Source organism: Lachnospiraceae bacterium KGMB03038, from assembly GCA_007361935.1.
Classification (GTDB): Bacteria; Bacillota; Clostridia; order Lachnospirales; family Lachnospiraceae; genus Massilistercora.
Map to the genome: position 1 here is coordinate 1270016 of CP041667.1, position 19714 is coordinate 1289729.

Annotated in this window: 20 protein-coding genes; 17 read left to right on the forward strand and 3 right to left on the reverse strand. The window is 41.1% G+C overall.

What is annotated here, in order from left to right; all coding sequences use genetic code 11:
• Positions 1 to 19 precede the first annotated feature (19 nt).
• The 6 genes from FND36_06080 (at position 20) to FND36_06105 (ending at position 4886) form a co-directional block, all read left to right on the forward strand.
• Positions 20 to 415 carry a hypothetical protein gene (locus tag FND36_06080; GenBank protein QDW73640.1) on the forward strand — a complete coding sequence of 132 codons (396 nt, stop codon included), beginning with the start codon at positions 20 to 22 and terminating at the stop codon, positions 413 to 415.
• Positions 416 to 1540 carry a hypothetical protein gene (locus FND36_06085; protein ID QDW73641.1) on the forward strand — a complete coding sequence of 375 codons (1125 nt, stop codon included), beginning with the start codon at positions 416 to 418 and terminating at the stop codon, positions 1538 to 1540. It abuts the gene before it with no gap.
• A gap of 41 nt (positions 1541 to 1581) precedes the next feature.
• Positions 1582 to 2463 (forward strand): TIGR00159 family protein, encoded by an 882-nt coding sequence (locus tag FND36_06090; GenBank protein ID QDW73642.1) that lies wholly within the window; start codon positions 1582 to 1584, stop codon positions 2461 to 2463.
• Entirely contained in the window at positions 2441 to 3682 is a 1242-nt protein-coding gene (locus FND36_06095; protein ID QDW73643.1) for a hypothetical protein, read from the forward strand. Before FND36_06090 ends, FND36_06095 begins: the two co-directional genes overlap by 23 nt.
• Positions 3683 to 3696: 14 nt before the next feature.
• Positions 3697 to 3963 (forward strand): HPr family phosphocarrier protein, encoded by a 267-nt coding sequence (locus FND36_06100; GenBank protein ID QDW73644.1) that lies wholly within the window; start codon positions 3697 to 3699, stop codon positions 3961 to 3963.
• An 86-nt stretch (positions 3964 to 4049) separates the two neighbouring features.
• Complete coding sequence (locus FND36_06105) at positions 4050 to 4886, forward strand: deoxyribonuclease IV (GenBank protein ID QDW73645.1); 837 nt, start codon at positions 4050 to 4052, stop codon at positions 4884 to 4886.
• A 17-nt stretch (positions 4887 to 4903) separates the two neighbouring features.
• Here FND36_06105 and FND36_06110 read toward each other — a convergent pair whose 3' ends face one another.
• Complete coding sequence (locus FND36_06110; GenBank protein ID QDW73646.1) at positions 4904 to 5245, reverse strand: hypothetical protein; 342 nt, start codon at positions 5243 to 5245, stop codon at positions 4904 to 4906.
• A gap of 371 nt (positions 5246 to 5616) precedes the next feature.
• Between FND36_06110 and FND36_06115 the strand changes: the two genes are divergently transcribed.
• Both FND36_06115 and FND36_06120 read left to right on the forward strand, forming a co-directional pair.
• Positions 5617 to 6708 (forward strand): hypothetical protein, encoded by a 1092-nt coding sequence (locus FND36_06115; protein QDW75553.1) that lies wholly within the window; start codon positions 5617 to 5619, stop codon positions 6706 to 6708.
• Positions 6709 to 6730: 22 nt separating this feature from the next.
• Positions 6731 to 7633, forward strand: coding sequence for a nucleotidyltransferase (locus tag FND36_06120; protein QDW73647.1), 903 nt, complete (start codon positions 6731 to 6733; stop codon positions 7631 to 7633).
• A gap of 81 nt (positions 7634 to 7714) precedes the next feature.
• On the opposite strand, the gene FND36_06125 is transcribed toward FND36_06120, so the two are convergent.
• Together FND36_06125 and FND36_06130 are read right to left on the reverse strand one after the other, a co-directional pair.
• Positions 7715 to 8092, reverse strand: coding sequence for a DUF2085 domain-containing protein (locus FND36_06125; GenBank protein QDW73648.1), 378 nt, complete (start codon positions 8090 to 8092; stop codon positions 7715 to 7717).
• The gene (locus tag FND36_06130) at positions 8089 to 8298 is read right to left on the reverse strand and encodes a hypothetical protein (protein QDW73649.1); all 210 of its coding nucleotides are present in this window, start codon (positions 8296 to 8298) and stop codon (positions 8089 to 8091) included. The genes FND36_06125 and FND36_06130 overlap by 4 nt, the downstream gene beginning before the upstream one ends.
• 436 nt (positions 8299 to 8734) lie before the next feature.
• On the opposite strand from FND36_06130, the gene FND36_06135 reads away from it, so the two are divergent.
• From FND36_06135 to FND36_06175, 9 genes are all read left to right on the forward strand, one after another.
• Positions 8735 to 10648 carry a polysaccharide biosynthesis protein gene (locus FND36_06135; GenBank protein ID QDW75554.1) on the forward strand — a complete coding sequence of 638 codons (1914 nt, stop codon included), beginning with the start codon at positions 8735 to 8737 and terminating at the stop codon, positions 10646 to 10648.
• A 10-nt stretch (positions 10649 to 10658) separates the two neighbouring features.
• A complete protein-coding gene (locus FND36_06140) occupies positions 10659 to 11858 on the forward strand; it encodes a DegT/DnrJ/EryC1/StrS aminotransferase family protein (GenBank protein QDW75555.1) in 1200 nt (399 codons plus the stop codon).
• A gap of 6 nt (positions 11859 to 11864) precedes the next feature.
• Positions 11865 to 12548 (forward strand): sugar transferase, encoded by a 684-nt coding sequence (locus tag FND36_06145; protein QDW73650.1) that lies wholly within the window; start codon positions 11865 to 11867, stop codon positions 12546 to 12548.
• Positions 12549 to 12557: 9 nt separating this feature from the next.
• Positions 12558 to 13865 (forward strand): 3-hydroxyacyl-CoA dehydrogenase family protein, encoded by a 1308-nt coding sequence (locus FND36_06150; protein QDW73651.1) that lies wholly within the window; start codon positions 12558 to 12560, stop codon positions 13863 to 13865.
• Between the two features lie 10 nt (positions 13866 to 13875).
• The gene (locus FND36_06155) at positions 13876 to 15126 is read left to right on the forward strand and encodes a thiolase domain-containing protein (protein QDW73652.1); all 1251 of its coding nucleotides are present in this window, start codon (positions 13876 to 13878) and stop codon (positions 15124 to 15126) included.
• Positions 15127 to 15139: 13 nt separating this feature from the next.
• Positions 15140 to 16051 carry a UDP-3-O-(3-hydroxymyristoyl)glucosamine N-acyltransferase gene (locus FND36_06160; GenBank protein QDW73653.1) on the forward strand — a complete coding sequence of 304 codons (912 nt, stop codon included), beginning with the start codon at positions 15140 to 15142 and terminating at the stop codon, positions 16049 to 16051.
• Positions 16052 to 16080: 29 nt separating this feature from the next.
• Positions 16081 to 17331, forward strand: coding sequence for a glycosyltransferase family 4 protein (locus FND36_06165; protein ID QDW73654.1), 1251 nt, complete (start codon positions 16081 to 16083; stop codon positions 17329 to 17331).
• 160 nt (positions 17332 to 17491) lie between these two features.
• Positions 17492 to 18586: a glycosyltransferase family 4 protein gene (locus FND36_06170; protein ID QDW73655.1), complete on the forward strand. Its 1095-nt coding sequence runs from the start codon at positions 17492 to 17494 to the stop codon at positions 18584 to 18586.
• A 3-nt stretch (positions 18587 to 18589) separates the two neighbouring features.
• Positions 18590 to 19714, forward strand: a complete 1125-nt coding sequence (locus FND36_06175; protein QDW73656.1) for an N-acetyl sugar amidotransferase — start codon at positions 18590 to 18592, stop codon at positions 19712 to 19714.

The following is a 19714-nucleotide window of genomic DNA, read 5'->3' on the forward strand; positions in this document are numbered from 1 at the left end:
TTAGATTCTGAGGTGTGTCATGTTAGACGAGCAGAAAATAAAATTGATGACGAAGCTTGCCTTTTACGAAGAGACGCAGGGAAAGGAAGATTTTAAAATCAGCGAGTATTATCGCAAGGACTATGCGGCTCTCCACATTTTATGTTCCATTCTCTGGGTGACGGCAGGGTATGTCTGCCTGGGGGCGCTGATCGTTTTGGCCGGACTGGATTCTCTGATGAACAGCATGTCTACCGGTCTGATCATTATTATGGGGCTTTTGGCGATCGTTGGATATTTCGTCCTGGTGATCGTTTACGCGGTAGTGTCCAGCCATGTTTTTAATCGAAAGCATAGACAGGCGAGACAGAGAGTGAAGAAATACAATCACAATCTGACAAGACTGCTTAAGATGTATGAAAAGGAGAAGAAATAGATGGATAATATATTTGTAATCCGCGGGAGGCTTCAGGAGCTTTACGCGTCCCATTCCAGAATTTTTGATAAAGCGGTTCAGTTTGTGGTGGCTTTGACAGCTTTTTATCTGATCAATGACAATGTGGGCTTTCTTTCGATGGCAGCTTCGCCGGCGGCAACACTGGCGCTGGCGGTCATCTGTACCTTTTTCCCGCCGATCATAACTGTGCTGGCCGCGACAGCGCTGATTTTGGTACATATGTATGTCGTGTCTCTGGGAGTGCTGGCGGTAACGGCAATGGTCTTTCTGATCATGTATATCTTTTATTTCCGTCTGACGCCTAAGATGGCGATGGTGGTGCTTTTGACTCCGATCGCGTTTATGCTGAATATTCCGTATGTGATTCCCATCGCTTATGGACTGGCGGCGACACCTGTATGTCTGGTGGCGATCTCCTGCGGAACCATTGTCTACTATATGATGGATTATGTAAAAACGGCGGCGTCCGGACTGGAGGGCCAAGGGGCGGATGGAATCATGGCGCAGGTATCCGCGTATGTAAAACAGGTCTTTCAGAGTAAAGAGATGTGGGTGGTGATCGTCGCGTTTATCATCTGTTTCTTGCTGGTATACACGCTTCGCCGGCAGGCGATGGATCATGCCTGGAAGATTTCCATCGGGGCGGGAGCGGTAGCCAATGTGATCCTGATCGTAATCGGAGATATTGCTTTGGGAGTACATACTTCTTATATTTCTCTGATCGTTGGAAATATCGCCGCGGTATTGATCGGACTGATCCTGGAGCTGTTTTTCTTCTCAGTAGATTATGCCAGAAGTGAGAATCTCCAATATGAGGATGATGAATATTACTATTATGTGAAAGCGGTTCCGAAACTGTCTGTGGCAACACCTGAGAAGACGGTGAAACGGATCAATGAGCGGCAGGAGACCGAGATCATCGATCCAAAGGAAGTCAGACGCAGAGCGGGCAAAGGGACCCGGAAGAATGGAGCTTCCCAGAAGGAGAGAGGGGAACGGCATACGCCGAGGAGAGGGCCTTCCGCGAAAAAGCATGACATGGAGGAAGTTGACAAAATGCTTTTGACCCAGAGTTTGAAAGATGATCTGGACATGGGGAAATAAATGATAATATGCAGTGATAGCAAAGAAAGGGGAGTGACAGAATGGAACGACAGATTTCAGCGTTTTTAGAGCGAGTTTCTGGCTTTTATTTTCCGGAGATTCGTCTGACGGACGTTCTGGAAGTCCTGATCCTCACCTTTTTGATCTATCAGTTGATCATATGGATCAAGAATACGAAAGCCTGGATGCTGTTAAAAGGTATTCTGGTGCTCGCGGTATTCATTTTGTTTGCGGCGATCTTCCAGATGAATACGATCCTTTATCTGGCCAGGAACGCAGTCACAGTGATCGCTACCGCGGCAGTCGTAGTGTTCCAGCCGGAGCTGCGCAGAGGCTTGGAGAAACTGGGAGAGAAACGTTTTTTAAGTTCAGTAGTCCCTTTGGAAGTGGGGAAGGAGTATATTCGTTTCAGTGAAGAGACGGTGGAAAATATCATTGATGCGGCCTATAATATGGGACGTGTAAAAACGGGAGCGCTGATCGTTGTGGAACAGGCGATCCGTCTGACGGAATACGAAAGCACGGGAATCCATATGGACTGTCTGGTTTCTATGCAGGTTCTGATGAATATTTTCGAGCATAATACGCCTCTGCACGATGGGGCGATCATCATACGCGGGGACAGGATTGTTTCTGCCACCTGTTATCTCCCGCTTTCTGACAATATGGGGCTTAGCAAGGAACTTGGAACAAGGCACCGGGCAGCTGTGGGAATGAGTGAAGTCAGCGATGCGCTGATCGTAGTGGTATCGGAAGAGACAGGCGCGGTGTCTGTTGCCCAGGGGGGACAGCTTCAGCGGGATGTGACAAGAGAACAGCTTCGGGAAAAGCTGGAATATATCAGGAATAGAAAATCAGAAACGAAAAAATGGGCATCTTTGTGGAAAGGAAGGCATAAACATGAAGACAAGACTAATGAATAATCTTGGTCTTAAGATATTAGCCTTTTTAGCGGCAGGGATGCTGTGGCTGCTGGTGGTTAATATCGATGACCCGGTTACCAGCGCGACTTATCAGGATGTGGCTGTTACTGTGATCAACCAGGAAGTTCTGGCGGAAGAGCAGCAGACGTTTCAAATTGTAGACGACACACAGACGGTGGATGTGACGGTGACGGCCAGGCGGTCCGTCTTAAACCGGATCAGACAGGAGAATATTACGGCTACCGCAGATATGCGGGAGTTAACGTTAAAGACGCAGATACCGATCAGTATCAGCATTGAAGGATATGATTATGTAGATGCGGAAGCTTCGCCAAGGAATCTTCAGGTGCGGCTGGAAGATGAGGAGACCAAGAGTTTCCCGATCGTGCCGACGACAACGGGAACGGTCAGAGACGGATATGTGCTGGGAGATATCCAGGCAGTTCCAGAGAACGTTTCCATCCGCGGTCCTAAATCTGTGGTGGATCAGATTGACAGGGTAGAAGCCAGCGTCAATGTATCCGGGCTTTCTCAGGATGCGGTGCTCCCCTCAGAACTGGTACTTTATGACGAGGAAGGCGATGAGATCGATCAGTCTCTGCTTACCAACAATCTGGGTGACGAAGGCGTATCTGTGAGTGTTGAGCTCTATCAGACAAAGAGCGTGCCGATTGTTTTTGATACGTCCAGGATCAGCGCGGCCGACGGTTATGAATTTGTTGGAATTACATATGAACCGGAAGAGATCCAGATTTCGGGAAGCAAAGATGCGTTGGATGATATATCAGAAATCAATATTCCGGCTTCCGCTCTGGAACTGTCAGGCTTGACAAAGAGGACGGAGCAGGTCGTAGATATTTCCGGTTATACCCCGGATAATGTAAGCCTGGCGGATGAAAACGCAGGATCTGTAGCGGTGACCATTTCTGTGGAAAAGGATGGGACGAGAGTATTTGATGTGACTCCAAGTTCAGTGATCGTCAATAATCTTTCCGAGGATCTGGTTCTGAATTACGATCAGGCCGAGGCTCTGGAAGTTCATATCCGAGGACCAAGAGAGTCGCTGGATTCTTTAAGTCTGGAGAAAAAAGTCAGCATCGACCTGACGGATTATACGGAAGCTGGATCCTATACGGTTCCGGTGGCGGTAGAACTGCCGGAGGACTGCGCACTAGAGACTGAGGTCAGCATACAAATAGTATTAGAGGAAAAAGAATAGGACGGGGAGTGACCATGGTAAGACGAAAGATCAAAATTCTAAATCCAACGGGACTGCATCTGCGGCCAGCCGGGATCTTCTGTAATACGGCCAGTAATTATAAGTGTAAAGTAATGTTTGAATACAACGATATGATGAACGCCAACGCGAAAAGCGTCTTAAGCGTGCTTGGCGCATGTATCAAGTCGGGAGATGAAATCGTTCTGATCTGCGATGGCGAGGATGAAGAAGAAGCGATGCGGGCGATGGTAGAGGCGATTGAAGGCGGGCTTGGAGAATAATTTGTCAAAAAGGGACAGGGCATTTTTAATTGGGGCCGGGGGATTTTTAAAAATCCCCCGGCCCCAATCAACGAAAGGAGAAAAATATGATCATTGGAACACATATGTCGATAGCGAAAGGAATTGCAAAAGCAGCAGAAAACACCCGCCAGATGGAGGCGGATACGATGCAGATCTTCAGCAGGAATCCCAGGGGATCTACCTATCGGGATTATGATGAAAAGGAAGTGAAACAGTTCCAGAAGATACGGGAAGAAGCGGGATTTGGACCGCTTCTGGCTCATGCGCCCTATACTATGAATCTTGCCAGCGAGAAAGATAAAGTCTATGAATTCGCCTGTACGGTGATCCGGGAAGATGTGGCAAGGATGGACAGGCTGGGCATCGAGAACCTGGTCTTTCATCCGGGGAGCCATACCGGAATCGGAGTGGAGAAAGGGATCCAGAATATTATCAAAGGGCTGGATCAGGCCATTACCGGAGAAGAAAAGATCACCGTCCTGTTGGAAACGATGACGGGAAAAGGGACGGAAATCGGAGACCGTTTTGAACATCTGCGGAAGATCCGAGATGGTGTACGCCATCCGGAGAGGATCGGGATCTGTCTGGACACCTGTCATGTGTTTGCGGCGGGATATGATATTGTCCACGACCTGGACGGCGTATTGCAAGAATTTGATGAAATCTTAGGACTAGATTTATTAAAAGCGATCCATTTAAATGACAGCATGATGCCGTTTGGTTCCCATAAGGATCGGCATGCGGTGACAGGAGAAGGAGAGATCGGGATGGAAGCGCTGATGCGGGTAGTGACCCATCCAAAACTAAAAGGGCTTCCCTTTTACTTGGAAACCCCGCTGGATGATGTGGGCCATAAAGAAGAAATTCGGAAGATTCGTGAAAAAGGGACAGGGCATTTTTAATCCGGGCCGGGGGATTTTTAAAAATCCCCCGGCCCCAATTCTTGCAGATAATGGTATAGAATGTCAAGAAATTCGCCGTTTGTAGGCCTGGAGGACAATGCGTATCTAGCAATACGGGATAAAAAAGCACGGTTCCCATGGTAATAGCAGTGGGAGACCGCCGTGCGCATACAGTGCTCCACGTTGTCGCGGGATGTGTGAAAATGCTTTGCCACATCGACATAGAGCAATTTGTAGACAAAGAGAAGATAATCCTCGTTTTGGAGACAAAGCAAAAGAGAGTAGTGAAGGTAGTAAAACCCTCGGTAAGTGGAATGGATACCCAGTGTCAGCAAAAGTTCGCGAATACGGTCTGACATAAAGATTCCCCCTTTTTCTTTAGTATAACCTTTAAAATTATACTCTGAGGAATTTTGAAAGACGAATAAGGGAAATAAAATGACGAGAATCGACACAAACAGAAAAGAATCGGAACAATGGTATCAAAATATTTAAGATATTCTGAGGATTTGTCGATAACGCTTGCGGGAATCAGGAAGGATGGGGTATACTCTCATAAGAAGAGAAAGGGAGATCAATGATGGAATACCGGGATCAATTAAAATATATCAAGTCACACCAAATTGAAAGTAGTAAGACTCCCAGAGGCAATAAAAGGAAAAAGGATAGGAGAAACAGCCGGAAAGACCTTAAACCAGTAAAAGTGGGAGGATTGAGTAAAATCATATGGATGATCCAGATGGTTTCTTCTGTCTTTTTTGTCGGAGCAATGGTGATTCTCGGAATTTTGCCTCTGAAATATATGGCTGCTTTGATTGTGCTGCTGGTTCTTTTGCTTGTTTTGGCAAAAGTCTTGCAGAAACGGGGAGCAAAAAGAAAGAGAAAGAAAAGCGGCGGCAGGGGATTATCTGCGGCGGTAAGCGCCATGTTGATCCTGCTCAGCTTTTATTCACTTAGAGTGAATGCTGCTTTGGATGAGATCGCGACAGGAGAGGAAAGTGGAAGCTACGAAGAAGAACATAATCTGGCAGTGACAGATGAGCCTTTTAATGTATACATCAGCGGGATTGATGTATATGGAGATATTACAAAAGAAAGCCGGAGCGATGTGAATTTGATCGCGACGGTCAATCCTAAGACGCACAAAATCCTCCTTACTACAACCCCAAGAGACTATTATGTTGAAATTCCAGGCGTGTCAGAGGGAGAAAGTGATAAGCTGACTCATGCGGGGATCTATGGGATTGATACTTCTATCGCTACATTGGAGAATTTATATGAGACGGAAATTCCTTTTTATGTAAGAGTCAACTTTACGTCTGTAGAAGAGATTGTAGACGTGATGGGAGGCGTGGATGTGGAATCTGAGCTTGCTTTTACTACCGGCGAGGAATCCGGCGCAATTGTAGAGGTGAAGGAAGGAACAAATCATTTTACTGGAAAAGAGGCGCTGGCATTCGTAAGAGAGCGAAAAGCGTTTGCTTCAGGAGATAACCAGAGGGGTAAAAACCAGCAGGCTTTGCTCACTGGATTGATCAAAAAGGCAATGTCACCTATGATTCTTTTCCGTGCAAATGGAATGATCAATAGTGTGACTGGAAATGCTGAAACAAATATGTCGGAAGCGCAGATCAAATCTTTGATCCGTATGCAGCTTGATGATATGAAAGGCTGGGAGATTGAGTCTGTGGCGGCCGCAGGAGACAGCAGTACGAAGCAATACTGCTATTCCTACAGCGGAGGACCGCTGTATGTAACGGTGCCGGACTGGAGTTCTGTTAATGAGATCAAGGAGAAGATTCAGGAGACTATGGGAAAATAATATAAGAAAAGGAGAACAGGTGATGGGAAAGGCGACATTGGTAGTCATGGCGGCCGGCATTGGCAGCCGATATGGGGGGATCAAGCAGCTTGCCCAGGTAGGGCCAAATGGCGAGGTGATCGTGGATTATGGAATCCAGGATGCGCTGGAAGCCGGGTTCGATAAGGTGGTATTTGTGATACGAAAAGATTTGGAGGAAGCCTTTAAAGAGAGGATAGGATATCGGATCGAAAAACAGGTGGAAACCGTTTATGTTTATCAGGAAATCCAAGATGTTCCTGATAAGTTTCGAGAAAAAGCGGAGATGAGGAAGAAACCTTGGGGAACAGGCCAGGCAATCCTTTGTTGTAAAGACGTAATACAAGAACCGTTTTTGGTGATCAATGCTGATGATTATTATGGAAAGGAAGCTTACCAGAAGGCATATGCTTATCTGACAAACTCCGCGGGAGACCAGACCAAGAGTAAGAAACTGACTTTCTGTATGGTTGGTTTTGTCCTCGGAAAAACATTGAGCGAAAATGGCGGAGTAACCAGGGGGGTGTGTGATGTGGATGCGGATGGTTTCCTGACAGATATCACAGAGACGCACCGCATTGTGAAAACATCGGAAGGGGCTGCTGTGGAGACGGCGGATGGGCTGCGGCCAATTGATGTGAGCCATCCAGTATCTATGAATATGTGGGGGCTGACGCCAGGGATTTTTCCGGTTTTGGAGAGCGGATTTGAAGAGTTTCTGGAGCGCTTGGAAGACGGAGAGGGGAAAAAGGAATATCTGCTTCCTGATATCATTGACCGTCTGTTGAGGGAAGAAAAGGCACAAGTAAAGGTGCTGTGGTCCGGAGATCAGTGGTTTGGCGTGACCTATCAAGAGGATAAGGGATGGGTGGAAAAGGCGCTGAGAGAGGTGAGGCAAGAATGTTAGAGGCTCCCGCAGCAAAGAAAAGAGACGGAGAGTAAGAATCATTGAATATGTTAAAAAGGTCCTCCAATAAATGGAATTTTATTAGGAGGACCTTTTTTGACGTTTCTTTATCAATGCAGATTTGACGTAATATAAGACTGTAGATGTAAATGCGAATCCGTACAGGAACCCAGAAATAAATCTTTTTTTGTTATTAGATTCATATTTGGAAAAATATTGTACCGTTCCATCGACAGCAAGTGGTATCATCAAAATAGAGATTTTTTGACGGAAGGTGTGGAATGGAGCAAATAAAAAAGCGAGTAAATGCCCCAAGGCTATTCCGGTGCATCTTGCGCATAAAGGAAATTGATATCCCCTAAAAAAGAAGCTTCGTTCGGGCATTTGATGGCAGCTGCAATATTTTTTGCACCATTCCATAGATTTTATCCAGAGTTCATCACGCTTATTTACAATCATATCTTAAACTTGTTTCCGCAATTAGAACATACCCAATAGTTTGTTGAGTTGATCTGTTTTCCTTTTCCGCAGGCGCCACAAAGGATACCGATCGGACCTAATAAAAGAGCTCCGCAGCATCCTTTTCCTGCTGAAAAATCTTTGCCTGTTGACGTTGTTTCAGAAACAACCTGGCAATCTGGACAGCCACATTTTGGACAATTCATAGTTTTTCCTCTCTTTCCTTCATTTGTGCTTAAATAATCGCCGCAACGATTATAACCTATTAAGCTGGGCGGTAAAAAATGTTTTTGATTTGAGACTTGATATCCCTTTATGTAAATTCAGGTCCATATCAATGCTCCTTTTCATATCATATAAGATTTCCTGACTAAAATCAATCCTTAAGGTATATAGAAATCTAGGGGACAGATTGAGGAGAAGTGTTCCTTCTGACTTTTTATATATGCCGATTGTATTAAAAGACTCGTTTTTTTTGTGTTAATAATATTAAGGGTAGAAATCATGATTTAAAAGTTGTATAATAGGTTGAAATTTGGTAAAATAAAAAAGTATGTAATAAAAATGTAATAAATTGTAATATTGTAATTTAGAGAGGATATTATAATGAGTATATTTAATCTTAAAACTTCCAGATCAAGAATGGTACTCTTGTTTCTTGTAGATATATTTACAATTATTTTTGATACCTATTGTGCGCTTATCATCCGATTTAAACTGGATAATTTCTATTATGGTATTGTGCCAGAAGGATATATGATGAGTGTAAATACCTATGTTATTATAAATGTAGCAACGACATTGATCATTTTCCTTGTATTAAATCTATATAATCGTGTCTGGTCTTACGCCAGCATGCATGAAGCGGGTCTGATTGTGGGGGCCAGTATTCTTTCGACAGCATTTCAGGCGTTCGGAATGAGTTTTCTATATCTTTCTGTGCCAAGAAGTTTCCATATTTTTTATTTCTTTTTCCTGACTATGACTACACTGGCTACAAGATTTTCCTATCGGATTTTTCATATCCTGAAGCGAGGGATAGAAAAGACGGGAAAAAGACCGATCAATACAATGGTAGTTGGTGCTGGCGAGGCTGGAAACATTATTATAACAGAGTTAAAGACAAGCCGTCATCTAAACCGGAATGTAGTATGTGTTGTAGATGACAATCCGTCCAAGAAAGGAAAATATATCCGTGGAGTGCGCATTGTTGGAGACCGTACTCAGATTAAAGAATATGCAAAGAAGTATAATGTAGACGAGATTATCGTAGCGATTCCATCTGCAAACGCAAAAGATACCAGAGATATTCTGCGTATTTGTAATGAAACAGATTGCCGATTAAAGGTTCTTCCGGGAGTCTATCAGTTGATTACGGAAGAAGTCAGTGTGTCTAAGCTGCGTGAAGTGTCCATAGAGGATCTTTTGGGCAGGGACACTGTGAAAATTGATATTGATAGCATTGCAGGATATGTTAGAAACAAAGTTGTTCTTGTGACGGGAGGGGGAGGTTCCATAGGAAGCGAACTCTGTCGCCAAGTGGCGGCCCATGATCCAAGAATGCTTATCATATTTGATATTTATGAAAACAATGCGTATGATATCCAACAGGAGTTGAAGAAAAAATATCCGGCGCTGAAACTGGAGGTTTTGATTGGTTCAGTACGGAACACTGGAAGGATTGAAAGCGTCATGGAATTGTATCGTCCGGATGTGGTCTACCATGCGGCAGCTCATAAACATGTACCGCTAATGGAAGACAGTCCGAATGAAGCGATCAAAAATAATGTTTTTGGAACGTATAAGACAGCAAGAGCAGCAGATAAGTATGGTGTGAAAAAATTTGTGCTGATTTCTACTGATAAAGCGGTAAATCCCACTAATATTATGGGGGCCTCTAAGCGTCTGTGCGAAATGATCATCCAGACGTTCAGTCATTATTCAAACACGGAATTTGTCGCGGTACGCTTTGGGAATGTTTTGGGCAGCAACGGAAGTGTAATTCCACTGTTTAAGAAACAGATGGAGGCGGGAGGCCCTGTTACCGTTACACATCCTGATATCATCCGCTATTTTATGACGATTCCAGAAGCCGTTTCTCTGGTAATGGAGGCAGGAGCGCTTGCAAGGGGCGGTGAAATATTTGTGCTTGACATGGGCGAACCTGTTAAAATCGCAGATTTGGCTAAAAATCTGATTCGTCTGTCAGGATATACCTTAGGTGTAGATATGGATATCGTGTATACGGGATTGAGACCAGGTGAAAAGCTATATGAGGAGCTGCTGACAAAAGAAGAAGGACTTCAAAAAACGCCAAACAACTTAATTTATATTGGCAGGCCGTTGGAATTTAATGAAGTACATTTTCTTAGTCAGTTAAGAATATTGGAAGAGGCGGCAGCAAATGAGAGCAGAGATGTAAAAGAAATTGTTTCTCAAATTGTTCCAACTTATACGATTAAACCGGAAGACAGAGAACGAGATGAAGATGCCTATCAGGAATTGCTCAGCCTTGGGAAAGCAAGTCATGAAAAATCAGTGATGGAGGATAAATAGGATGAAAGATATGCACATTGCATTTTCTCCACCGGACATTACGGAGGCGGAGATTGCAGAAGTTGTTGATACGTTGCAAAGTGGTTGGATTACAACGGGGCCCAAGACGAAAGAGCTTGAAAAGCAGATTGCGGAATACTGTCATGTCAGCAGGGCTGCTTGCTTGAATTCGGCTACGGCCTGCGCGGAAATGGCGCTTAGAATTCTGGGCATTGGTCCGGGGGACGAGGTGATCACAACAGCGTATACCTATACAGCTACAGCAAGTGTAGTCTGTCATGTGGGGGCGAAATTGGTTTTGGTAGATGTCCAGCCGGATTCCTATGAAATGGATTATGAAAAGATGGAAGAGGCGATCACAGAAAAAACAAAGGCAATCATACCGGTTGATCTTGGTGGAGTGATTTGTGATTATGATAAAATATTTGCAGTCGTAAACGCAAAAAAATCGCTGTTTCATGCTGATAATGAGATCCAAGAAAAGTTGGGGAGAATAGCAGTCGTTGCAGATGGCGCCCATGCTTTTGGCGCTGTAAGAGATGGAAAACGCTGCGGAGAAATTGCTGATTTTACAAGTTTTTCTTTTCATGCAGTTAAAAATTTTACCACGGCTGAGGGAGGAGCGCTTACCTGGAGAGATATAGATGGAATAGATAATGAAGAAATCTACAAACAGATCATGTTACTGTCTCTTCATGGCCAGTCTAAAGATGCGCTGGCAAAAACACAGCTTGGCGCCTGGGAATATGATGTAGTTGCGCCTTATTATAAGTGTAATATGACGGATATTATGGCGGCGATCGGCTTGGCACAGATGAAGAGATATCCTTCTCTTCTGGCGAGAAGACGAGAAATTATTGAGAAATATAATGAAAGTCTTTCTAACTATAATGTAAAGGTGCTGGGGCATTATGGGGAGAATTTTTCCTCCAGCGGTCATCTTTATCTTGTCAGGGTGAATGGAAAAACAAGACAGGAGTGCAACGAAATCATAAATCAAATGGCAGAAAAAGGTGTTGCGACGAATGTCCATTATAAACCGTTGCCGTTGCTGACTGCTTATAAGAATCTTGGATTTGATATAAAAGATTATCCGAATGCTTATGCCATGTATGAAAATGAGATTACATTTCCGCTTCATACGAAATTGGCAGATGAGGAAGTGGAGTATGTTCTCTATACATTTGCAAAATCATTAGGTGAGGAATAGAGAGTAATGAGAAAATGGGAAGAACTCCCTGCGGATATGCGGGTTCCGGAAGTCAGAAAGTATTATGATATCTTACAAAGGCATAAAGGGAGTTTGATTCTGAAACGTGTTTTTGATATAATAATTGCGGGTCTGTTACTGATCCTGCTGTCGCCGGTTCTGCTGGCACTGAGTATTCTAATCAAGGCGGATTCAAAAGGACCGGTTTTCTTTCGTCAGGTACGGGTGACGAGATACGGGAAACCATTCCGGATTTTTAAGTTTCGAACCATGGTAGACCATGCGGATCAGATGGGGACTCAGGTTACCACCAAGGGAGATGCCCGGGTGACAAAGCTTGGAAAGAAACTGAGACGCTGCAGATTGGACGAGCTTCCGCAGTTGCTGAATATCCTGACGGGAGATATGACTTTCGTTGGAACCAGGCCGGAAGTGGAGAAGTATGTCCGGTATTATACCAATGAGATGAAAGCGACTTTACTTCTGCCGGCAGGAGTGACGTCTATGACAAGTATCGAGTATAAGGACGAAGAACGTCTGCTGCAGTCGGCAGACGATGCGGATGAAGTATATATCCAGACTATTCTGCCGGAGAAGATGAGGTATAATCTGGAAGCGATTGAGAAGTTTTCTTTTTTTAGAGATATCGCTACTATGTTTGCAACTGTAAAAGCTGTAACAGGAAAGTGAGGAAGAATCATGAATATAAAAACAGTCACAGTGGTGGGTGCTAATGGGACAATGGGAAGTAATGTAGCTGGAATATGGGCTTCGTTTGGTGGGGCTCATGTTTATGTGATTAGCAGAACAAAAGAAAAGTCTGAAGAAGCAATTAAACGTGCTGCAAAGTCTGTTCGTGCAGATGCGATTAAACAAAATATGGAAGCAAAAGATTATTCTGATCTGGCAGAATGTATCAGTCATTCGGATCTGGTTTTTGAGAGTATTGCAGAAAATGAAGAGTTAAAAAAGGATTTTTTAAAGGAAGCAGCTAAACATATATCTGATCATACATTAGTATGTTCCGGGACATCAGGATTGTCAATTGATGAGATGGCAGAAGTATTGCCGAAACAGTATCGTGGCAATTTTATGGGAATGCATTTTTTCAACCCACCGTATAATATGCCCTTGTGCGAATTGGTTGGCTCGGAGTATGTTGAGGGGAAAAAGCTGGAAGAAATCAAGAAATATCTTGAAGAAACATTGTTAAGAACTGTTGTTATCGTTAAAGACTGTCCGGCATTTATGGGAAATAGAATAGGGTTTTTTTTGATAAACCTTGCAGTCCAATATGCCGAAATTTATAAGGACAGAGGCGGGGTAGATTACATTGATGCAATTATGGGACCGTTTACAGGCAGAAATATGGCGCCAATTCGTACGGCAGATTTTGTGGGCTTAGATGTGCATAAAGCAATCGTTGATAATGTTTATAAAAATACGAACGATTACGCAAAAGAAGCATTTAGGTTGCCGGAATATGTTGAAAAGTTAATTGGAGCAGGCCGCCTGGGGTATAAGACAAAAGAAGGACTTTATAAAACAATTCAGACAGAGGCAGGAAAAAAGCGGTATTGTGTTTATGATATTAAAACTGATCAATATCGAGACATAAAGAATTATAATGTTCCGTTTGCCTCTTCCATGGTAAAGAATTTTTCGGATGGACTGTATGGAGAGGCAATAGCGAGACTCTTGGAGGATTGCTCGGAAGAAGGAGAGATCTGTAAGAAGTTTATGGTTGAGTATGTGGTTTATTCGTTGCATATTAATCGTGAAGTGGGATATACAGTTTATGATGCTGATGATACAATGGCAGCTGGTTTTTCTTGGATTCCGCCGCTTGCAGTGATAGAAAGTTTTGGCGGGAAAGAGAAATTCAAGAGAATGGCAAGAACAGTATTGACGGAAAAAGAATGGAATGAAATGGATGTTGATACATTGCTGACCAATAGTCCAAAATCTAGATATGATTATAAGAGATTTTTTAAGGCAAAAAGATAAGGAGATTACAATGGAGAAAGTATATATTCTGGGCGGCGCACAGACGGATTTTGAGCGAAATTGGAGCAAAGAGGGAAAAGGTATGCTTGCTCTTCTTCGTGAGGTGTTAGAAGAAGGGATGAAAAACAGCGGTCTTGAACCTGAAGAAATAGAACGATTAAATCACGATAATAAGATAGCATGTTTTGTGGGGAATTTTATAGCGGAAAAATATGTTGGGCAAGGGCATTTGGGTGCGTTGCTTACAGAAGTAAATCCAATTTTTTATGGGGTTCCGTCCGCGCGTTATGAGGCTGCATGTGCCTCTGGTTCTGTTGCGCTTGATGCCGCGGCGACAAAAATACGGACAGGAGATTATGATGTTGCTGTTGTGGTGGGGTGGGAATTAATGAAAACTGTAGATGCAAAGACAGGAGGAGACTTCCTTGGATGTGCAGCTTATTATGAAAAAGAGGGAAGAGGGATAGATTTTCCATTCCCAAATCTGTTTGGACAACTTGCGGATGCAATAATTGAAAAGTATGATTTAGACGAAAAGAGATTTATGGAGAATTTGGCTCGAATTTCAAGCATAAATTATCAGAACGCTAAACGGAATCCGTATGCGCAGACGAGAAAGTGGTTTATGAATGAAGAGCAGGCAAATATGCGTGGGTCTGAAACGAATCCTTATGTGGGAGGCCGCCTGGCTTCATCGGATTGTTCTCAAGTGACAGATGGGGCAGCTATGGTTGTTCTTGTATCCGAAAAGTATAAAAATGCAGTATTGCCTGATAAAAAGCTGCCTATTATAAAAGGATACGGACATCGTGTTGCACCGATGCTCTTTTCAAAAAAGTTAGCAGAAAATAAAGATAGTGAATATGTTCTTCCGTGGACGAGAAAAGCTGTTGAAGAGGCGTATAAAAGGGCGGAAATGACAGTAGCGGATATAGATGTTTTTGAGACTCATGACTGCTTTACTTCCAGTGAGTATGCAGCGATATCAGCATTTGGTCTTACTGATCCTGGAAAAGAATTTGAGGCGATAGAAAGTGGACTGATTGCATTCGACGGAGAAAAGCCAATCAACCCAAGTGGCGGACTGATCGGTTGTGGACATCCGGTAGGAGCAAGCGGAGTCAGGATGTTTTTGGATTTATATAAACAAGTAAGTGGCAAGGCTCAGTCATATCAAGTCAGAAATGCGCATAATGGGATGATGTTAAATATTGGAGGATCTGCGACAACAAATTATGTATTTATTGTTGGACAAGAGTAAAAAGGAGAGAAAAATGTTACTTAGTAGAATATTAGCTGAAGCAGGGGTTCCTGATGCGAGTTATCAAATCTATAGGGAGCAAGCGTTTGATACATTAGGATTGTTAGCATCAGAAATAGATCAAAAAATCTGTTCATTTTTGGTTGGGGAAAAATATTTGGATTTGGTAACTGATAGAGTAACTATGCTTATTGTTACGAAAGACCTTGCGGAGAAATTCTCTAAAAAAAGTATAGGTCTTTGTATTACGGAAAATCCTCGCCTTCTCTTTTTTCACATTCATAATTATTTGGCTAAAAACAGTGATTATATCCGAAAAGAAATGAAAACACAGATTGGCAAAGGAACTGTTATTTCTGATAAAGCAGTTATTGCAGACAGCAATGTTATCATTGGAAATAACGTTATCATTGAAGAGTTTGTCGTGATTCGAAGTAATACGGTAATTGGAGATAACTCCGTTATTCGTGCCGGGGCTAAAATTGGTGGAGAAGGATTTGAATTTAAGAGAACAGGTGATGACATTGAGGCTGTTAAGCATTTGGGAGGAGTCAAAATCGGGAAAAATGTGGAAATTCAATATAATTCATGTATAGATAGAGCAGTTTACCCATGGGATGACACAGAAATAGGAGATTATTGTAAAGTTGACAACTTGGTTCACATAGCGCATGCAGTTAAAGTGCGGGAAAAGACCATGGTGGTTGCACAATCTGGAATTGGAGGGCGTACAATCATTGGACCGGATACATGGATAGGTTTTTCTTCCACAATTAGTAACGGTTTGCATATCGGAGAAAATTGCAGAGCTAATATAGGTGCTGTTGTGACAAAGAATGTTGAGAAGAACAAGAGTGTTACAGGGAATTTTGCTATTGACCATCAAAGGTTTATTGAGGATTTAAAAAGCAAAATTAAACAGTAATAAACTTGTTTAGTAAAAGGAGAATTTCGATGAATATATGGATTGTAAATCATTATGCAATTCCCCCAAGCATGGGAGGCCTTGTAAGGCATTATTATTTTTCGAAATATTTGCAAAAAAGCGGACATACAGTGCGGATTTTTACATCAAGTAAAATCCATAATACAGATATTAATATAATAACTGACAAAGCATTGTACAAAGAAAAAAAAGTAGATGGAATAGAATATACGTTTGTACGAAGCCGGGACTACAAAGGAAACGGGATAGACAGGATTATTAATATGATAGATTTCCCGTTTAAAGTATGGAAATGTATGTCTAGGTTTATAAAAACAGAAAAACCAGATGTTATTTATGCTTCATCACCGGATTTGTTAGTTGCGTTTTCTGCTTTGCTATTTAGTAAGAAGAAAAGAGTTGCTTCACTTGTTGAGGTGAGAGATTTATGGCCGGAGTCAATTGTAGAATATAGTGGCATGTCCAGAAAAAACTTGATTATTCAAGCACTGTATCAATTGGAAAAATTAATATATATATGGGCGGATAGATTGATTTTCACATTTCCGGGCGGAAAGGATTATATTCGAGATAAGAGATGGGAAAAGAAAATAGATCTTAATAAGGTCGGTTATATTAATAATGGGGTTGATTTGGAAGAATTTAATATTAATAGAGAAAAATATAGATGGAAAGATCCCGACCTTGAAGATGAAAAGATATTTAAAATTATCTATGTTGGATCGATACGCCTGGTAAATCATCTTGGTGATGTAATTGAGGCGGCGGCGCTTTTGAAGAAAAGAAATATAGATAATATAAAAATTTTAGTGTTTGGAGATGGAACGGAAAGAGCAAGCTTAGAAAAAAAATGTGAAGAACAAAATTTACCAGTAAGTTTCAAGGGAAGAGTGGAGAAAAAGTATATTCCATATATTTTGAGCTGCGCAAATTTAAACTTAATTAATGTCAAAAAAAACAATTTAGTTCGATATGGGTGTAGTTGGAATAAATTGTTTGATTATATTGCTGCGGGCAAACCTATATTAAGCAATCTTCCGACAAATTATGATTTAATTCAAACATATAATCTGGGCGTTAGTAAATATTTCACGAAGGAAGAATATGCAGATGTGATGATTAAGTTTGCGCAAATGCCTAAAGAAGAATATGAGTTATATTATGGTAGGTTTGAAAAATTGAGGGAAGACTTTGATTATAAAGAACTTACAAAACATATAGAAAAAGAGTTGTATGAAGCGATAGAAACACAGGATTAAGTTACGAGCATTTGAATGCAGTTATATATTCTAAATTTTACAAAAGAATTTTTTGAAGTAAAGGGTAAAAAGTATTACTGTAAAATCGTAGAAGAATTTGCAAAAATGTGAGAATTAGGAAGTCAATGTAATTATAAAGATTCTGAAGAGGAGAAGGAAAATGGCGAAAGTTTGTCATATGACAAGTGTTCATCCAAATAAGGATATCCGGATTTTTTACAAAGAGTGTGTAACACTAGCTGATAATGGATACGAGGTTGTCTTGATAGCTCCTGGAGAAGATCGAGTTGAGAAGAATATTCAAATTAAAGGAATAGGAATGTCTGGCTCTAACCGACTTAGGCGGATGTTATTTATGGGAAGAAAGGTCTATAAATTGGCCTTAAAAGAAAATGCAGATGTATATCATTTTCATGATCCGGAGTTGCTCCCGTATGGTTTAAAGCTGAAAAAGAAAGGCAAAAAAGTAATTTATGACAGTCATGAAGATGTGCCAAGGCAGATACTAGCAAAATATTGGATTCCTTCTAAATTAAGGAAGGCGGTTTCGAAAATTTATGAAAAATATGAAAAGAAAGTGGCAAAGCGCTTAGATTGTGTTGTTACAGTGACGGAACATATTGCGGGAATTTTTAAAAACTATCATTGCAAAGTGGTAGTTGTAAAAAATTTCCCATTGCTAAATGATATACAATGTAAGTTGGATGATTATGAGGAGAGGGGAAATGTGATTTGTTATGCTGGAGGCGTTACAGAACAAAGGGGAATTACAACTTTAATTAAAGCTATATCTGGCCTTGACGTGAAATTGAATATTGCAGGATCGTTAAGTGAAGAATATAAAGAAAAATTGATGAGTTTGCCAGGTTGGGATAAGGTAAATTATGTTGGATATTTGGATCGGGAAGGGATTAGCAAGTTATACAATAGAAGTTGCGTTGGTATGGTTACTTTAAAAGACACACCAAACCATAGATATTCTTTACCAATAAAAATGTTTGAATATATGGCGGCAGGAATTCCTGTTATCGCGTCTAATTTTCCTGTTTGGGCGGAGGTAATTGAAGAAGTACAGTGCGGTCTATGTGTAGATCCTAATAATGAAAGCGACATTGCGGCGGCTATTCAAAATTTATTAAGCAGACCAAAAGAGGCAAAAATTATGGGGAAAAATGGAAGGAAAGCTGTGTGTGAAAAGTTTTCTTGGGAAAATGAGGCAAAAAAGCTTTTAAACTTATATCAAAAAGTATTGTAGTAGATGAGGAGATACGAAATGGAGAAAATAATATGTAAAAGATGTGTGATGGATAACGTGGGAGATCCGTATATCATATTTGATGAGAACAGAATCTGTAATTATTGCAAAGCGGCAGAAGAGGCAAATCGTCAATGCTATTTTCCTAATAATGAGGGTAAGAAAAGGCTGGAGGAAATTGTAAGAAAAATTAAAGAAGAAAGAAAAAAGGAAAGATATGATTGTATGATAGGTCTTTCTGGCGGCTTAGATTCTTCGTATTTGGCTTATATAGGGCATCAGTATGGATTGAGGATGCTTGCAGTCCATATTGATGACGGATTTGATACGGAAATTACACAGAGAAACATTAAAAGAATTGCGGAATCTTTTAATATAGATTTAATTATTGAAAAACCTAACAAACCTTTGTTTGCGGATGTAACAAAAGCCTTTTTAAGAGCAGGAGTTCCTAATATTGCAATTCCCCAAGATAATGTGCTATTTGCAACTTTATATAAGTATGCAAGACAAAATCATATTTCTTATTTTTTGTCAGGTAGCAATTTTGCATTAGAATCTATTCTTCAAAAAGGAAATAGTTATGATGCATCTGATAAAGTGCATATTAAAGATATACACAAAAAATATGGAAAGTTAAAATTGACAAAAGAATTGCCGTTGATTTCTATATTTGATAAACGAATTAAATATCAATACTTTTATAGAATAAAAACATTAAAATTATTGAATTATGTTAAATATGAAGCGGCAGATGCGCTTTCTAAGTTGAACGCAGCTTGTGGTTTTGAGTATTATGGTGATAAACATTGCGAATCCATATTTACTAAATTTATGCAAAGATATTATTTGCCAGAGAAGTTTCATGTGGATAAAAGAAAATCGCATTATTCGAGTATGATTTTGAGTGGACAGATGACAAGAGATCAAGCATTAAAAAAACTTGAGGAACCACTATATAATAAAGATGATTTGGAGAAAGACATATCATATATATTAAATTATTTAGGTTTGACTAGAGATGAATTTAATCAAATTATGGAGGAAAAGCCACGGTCACATGATGAATTTAAAAAATCTGCATTTAACCAATTAGTACATTTCATTTTGAAATTTAGAAAGTATTAG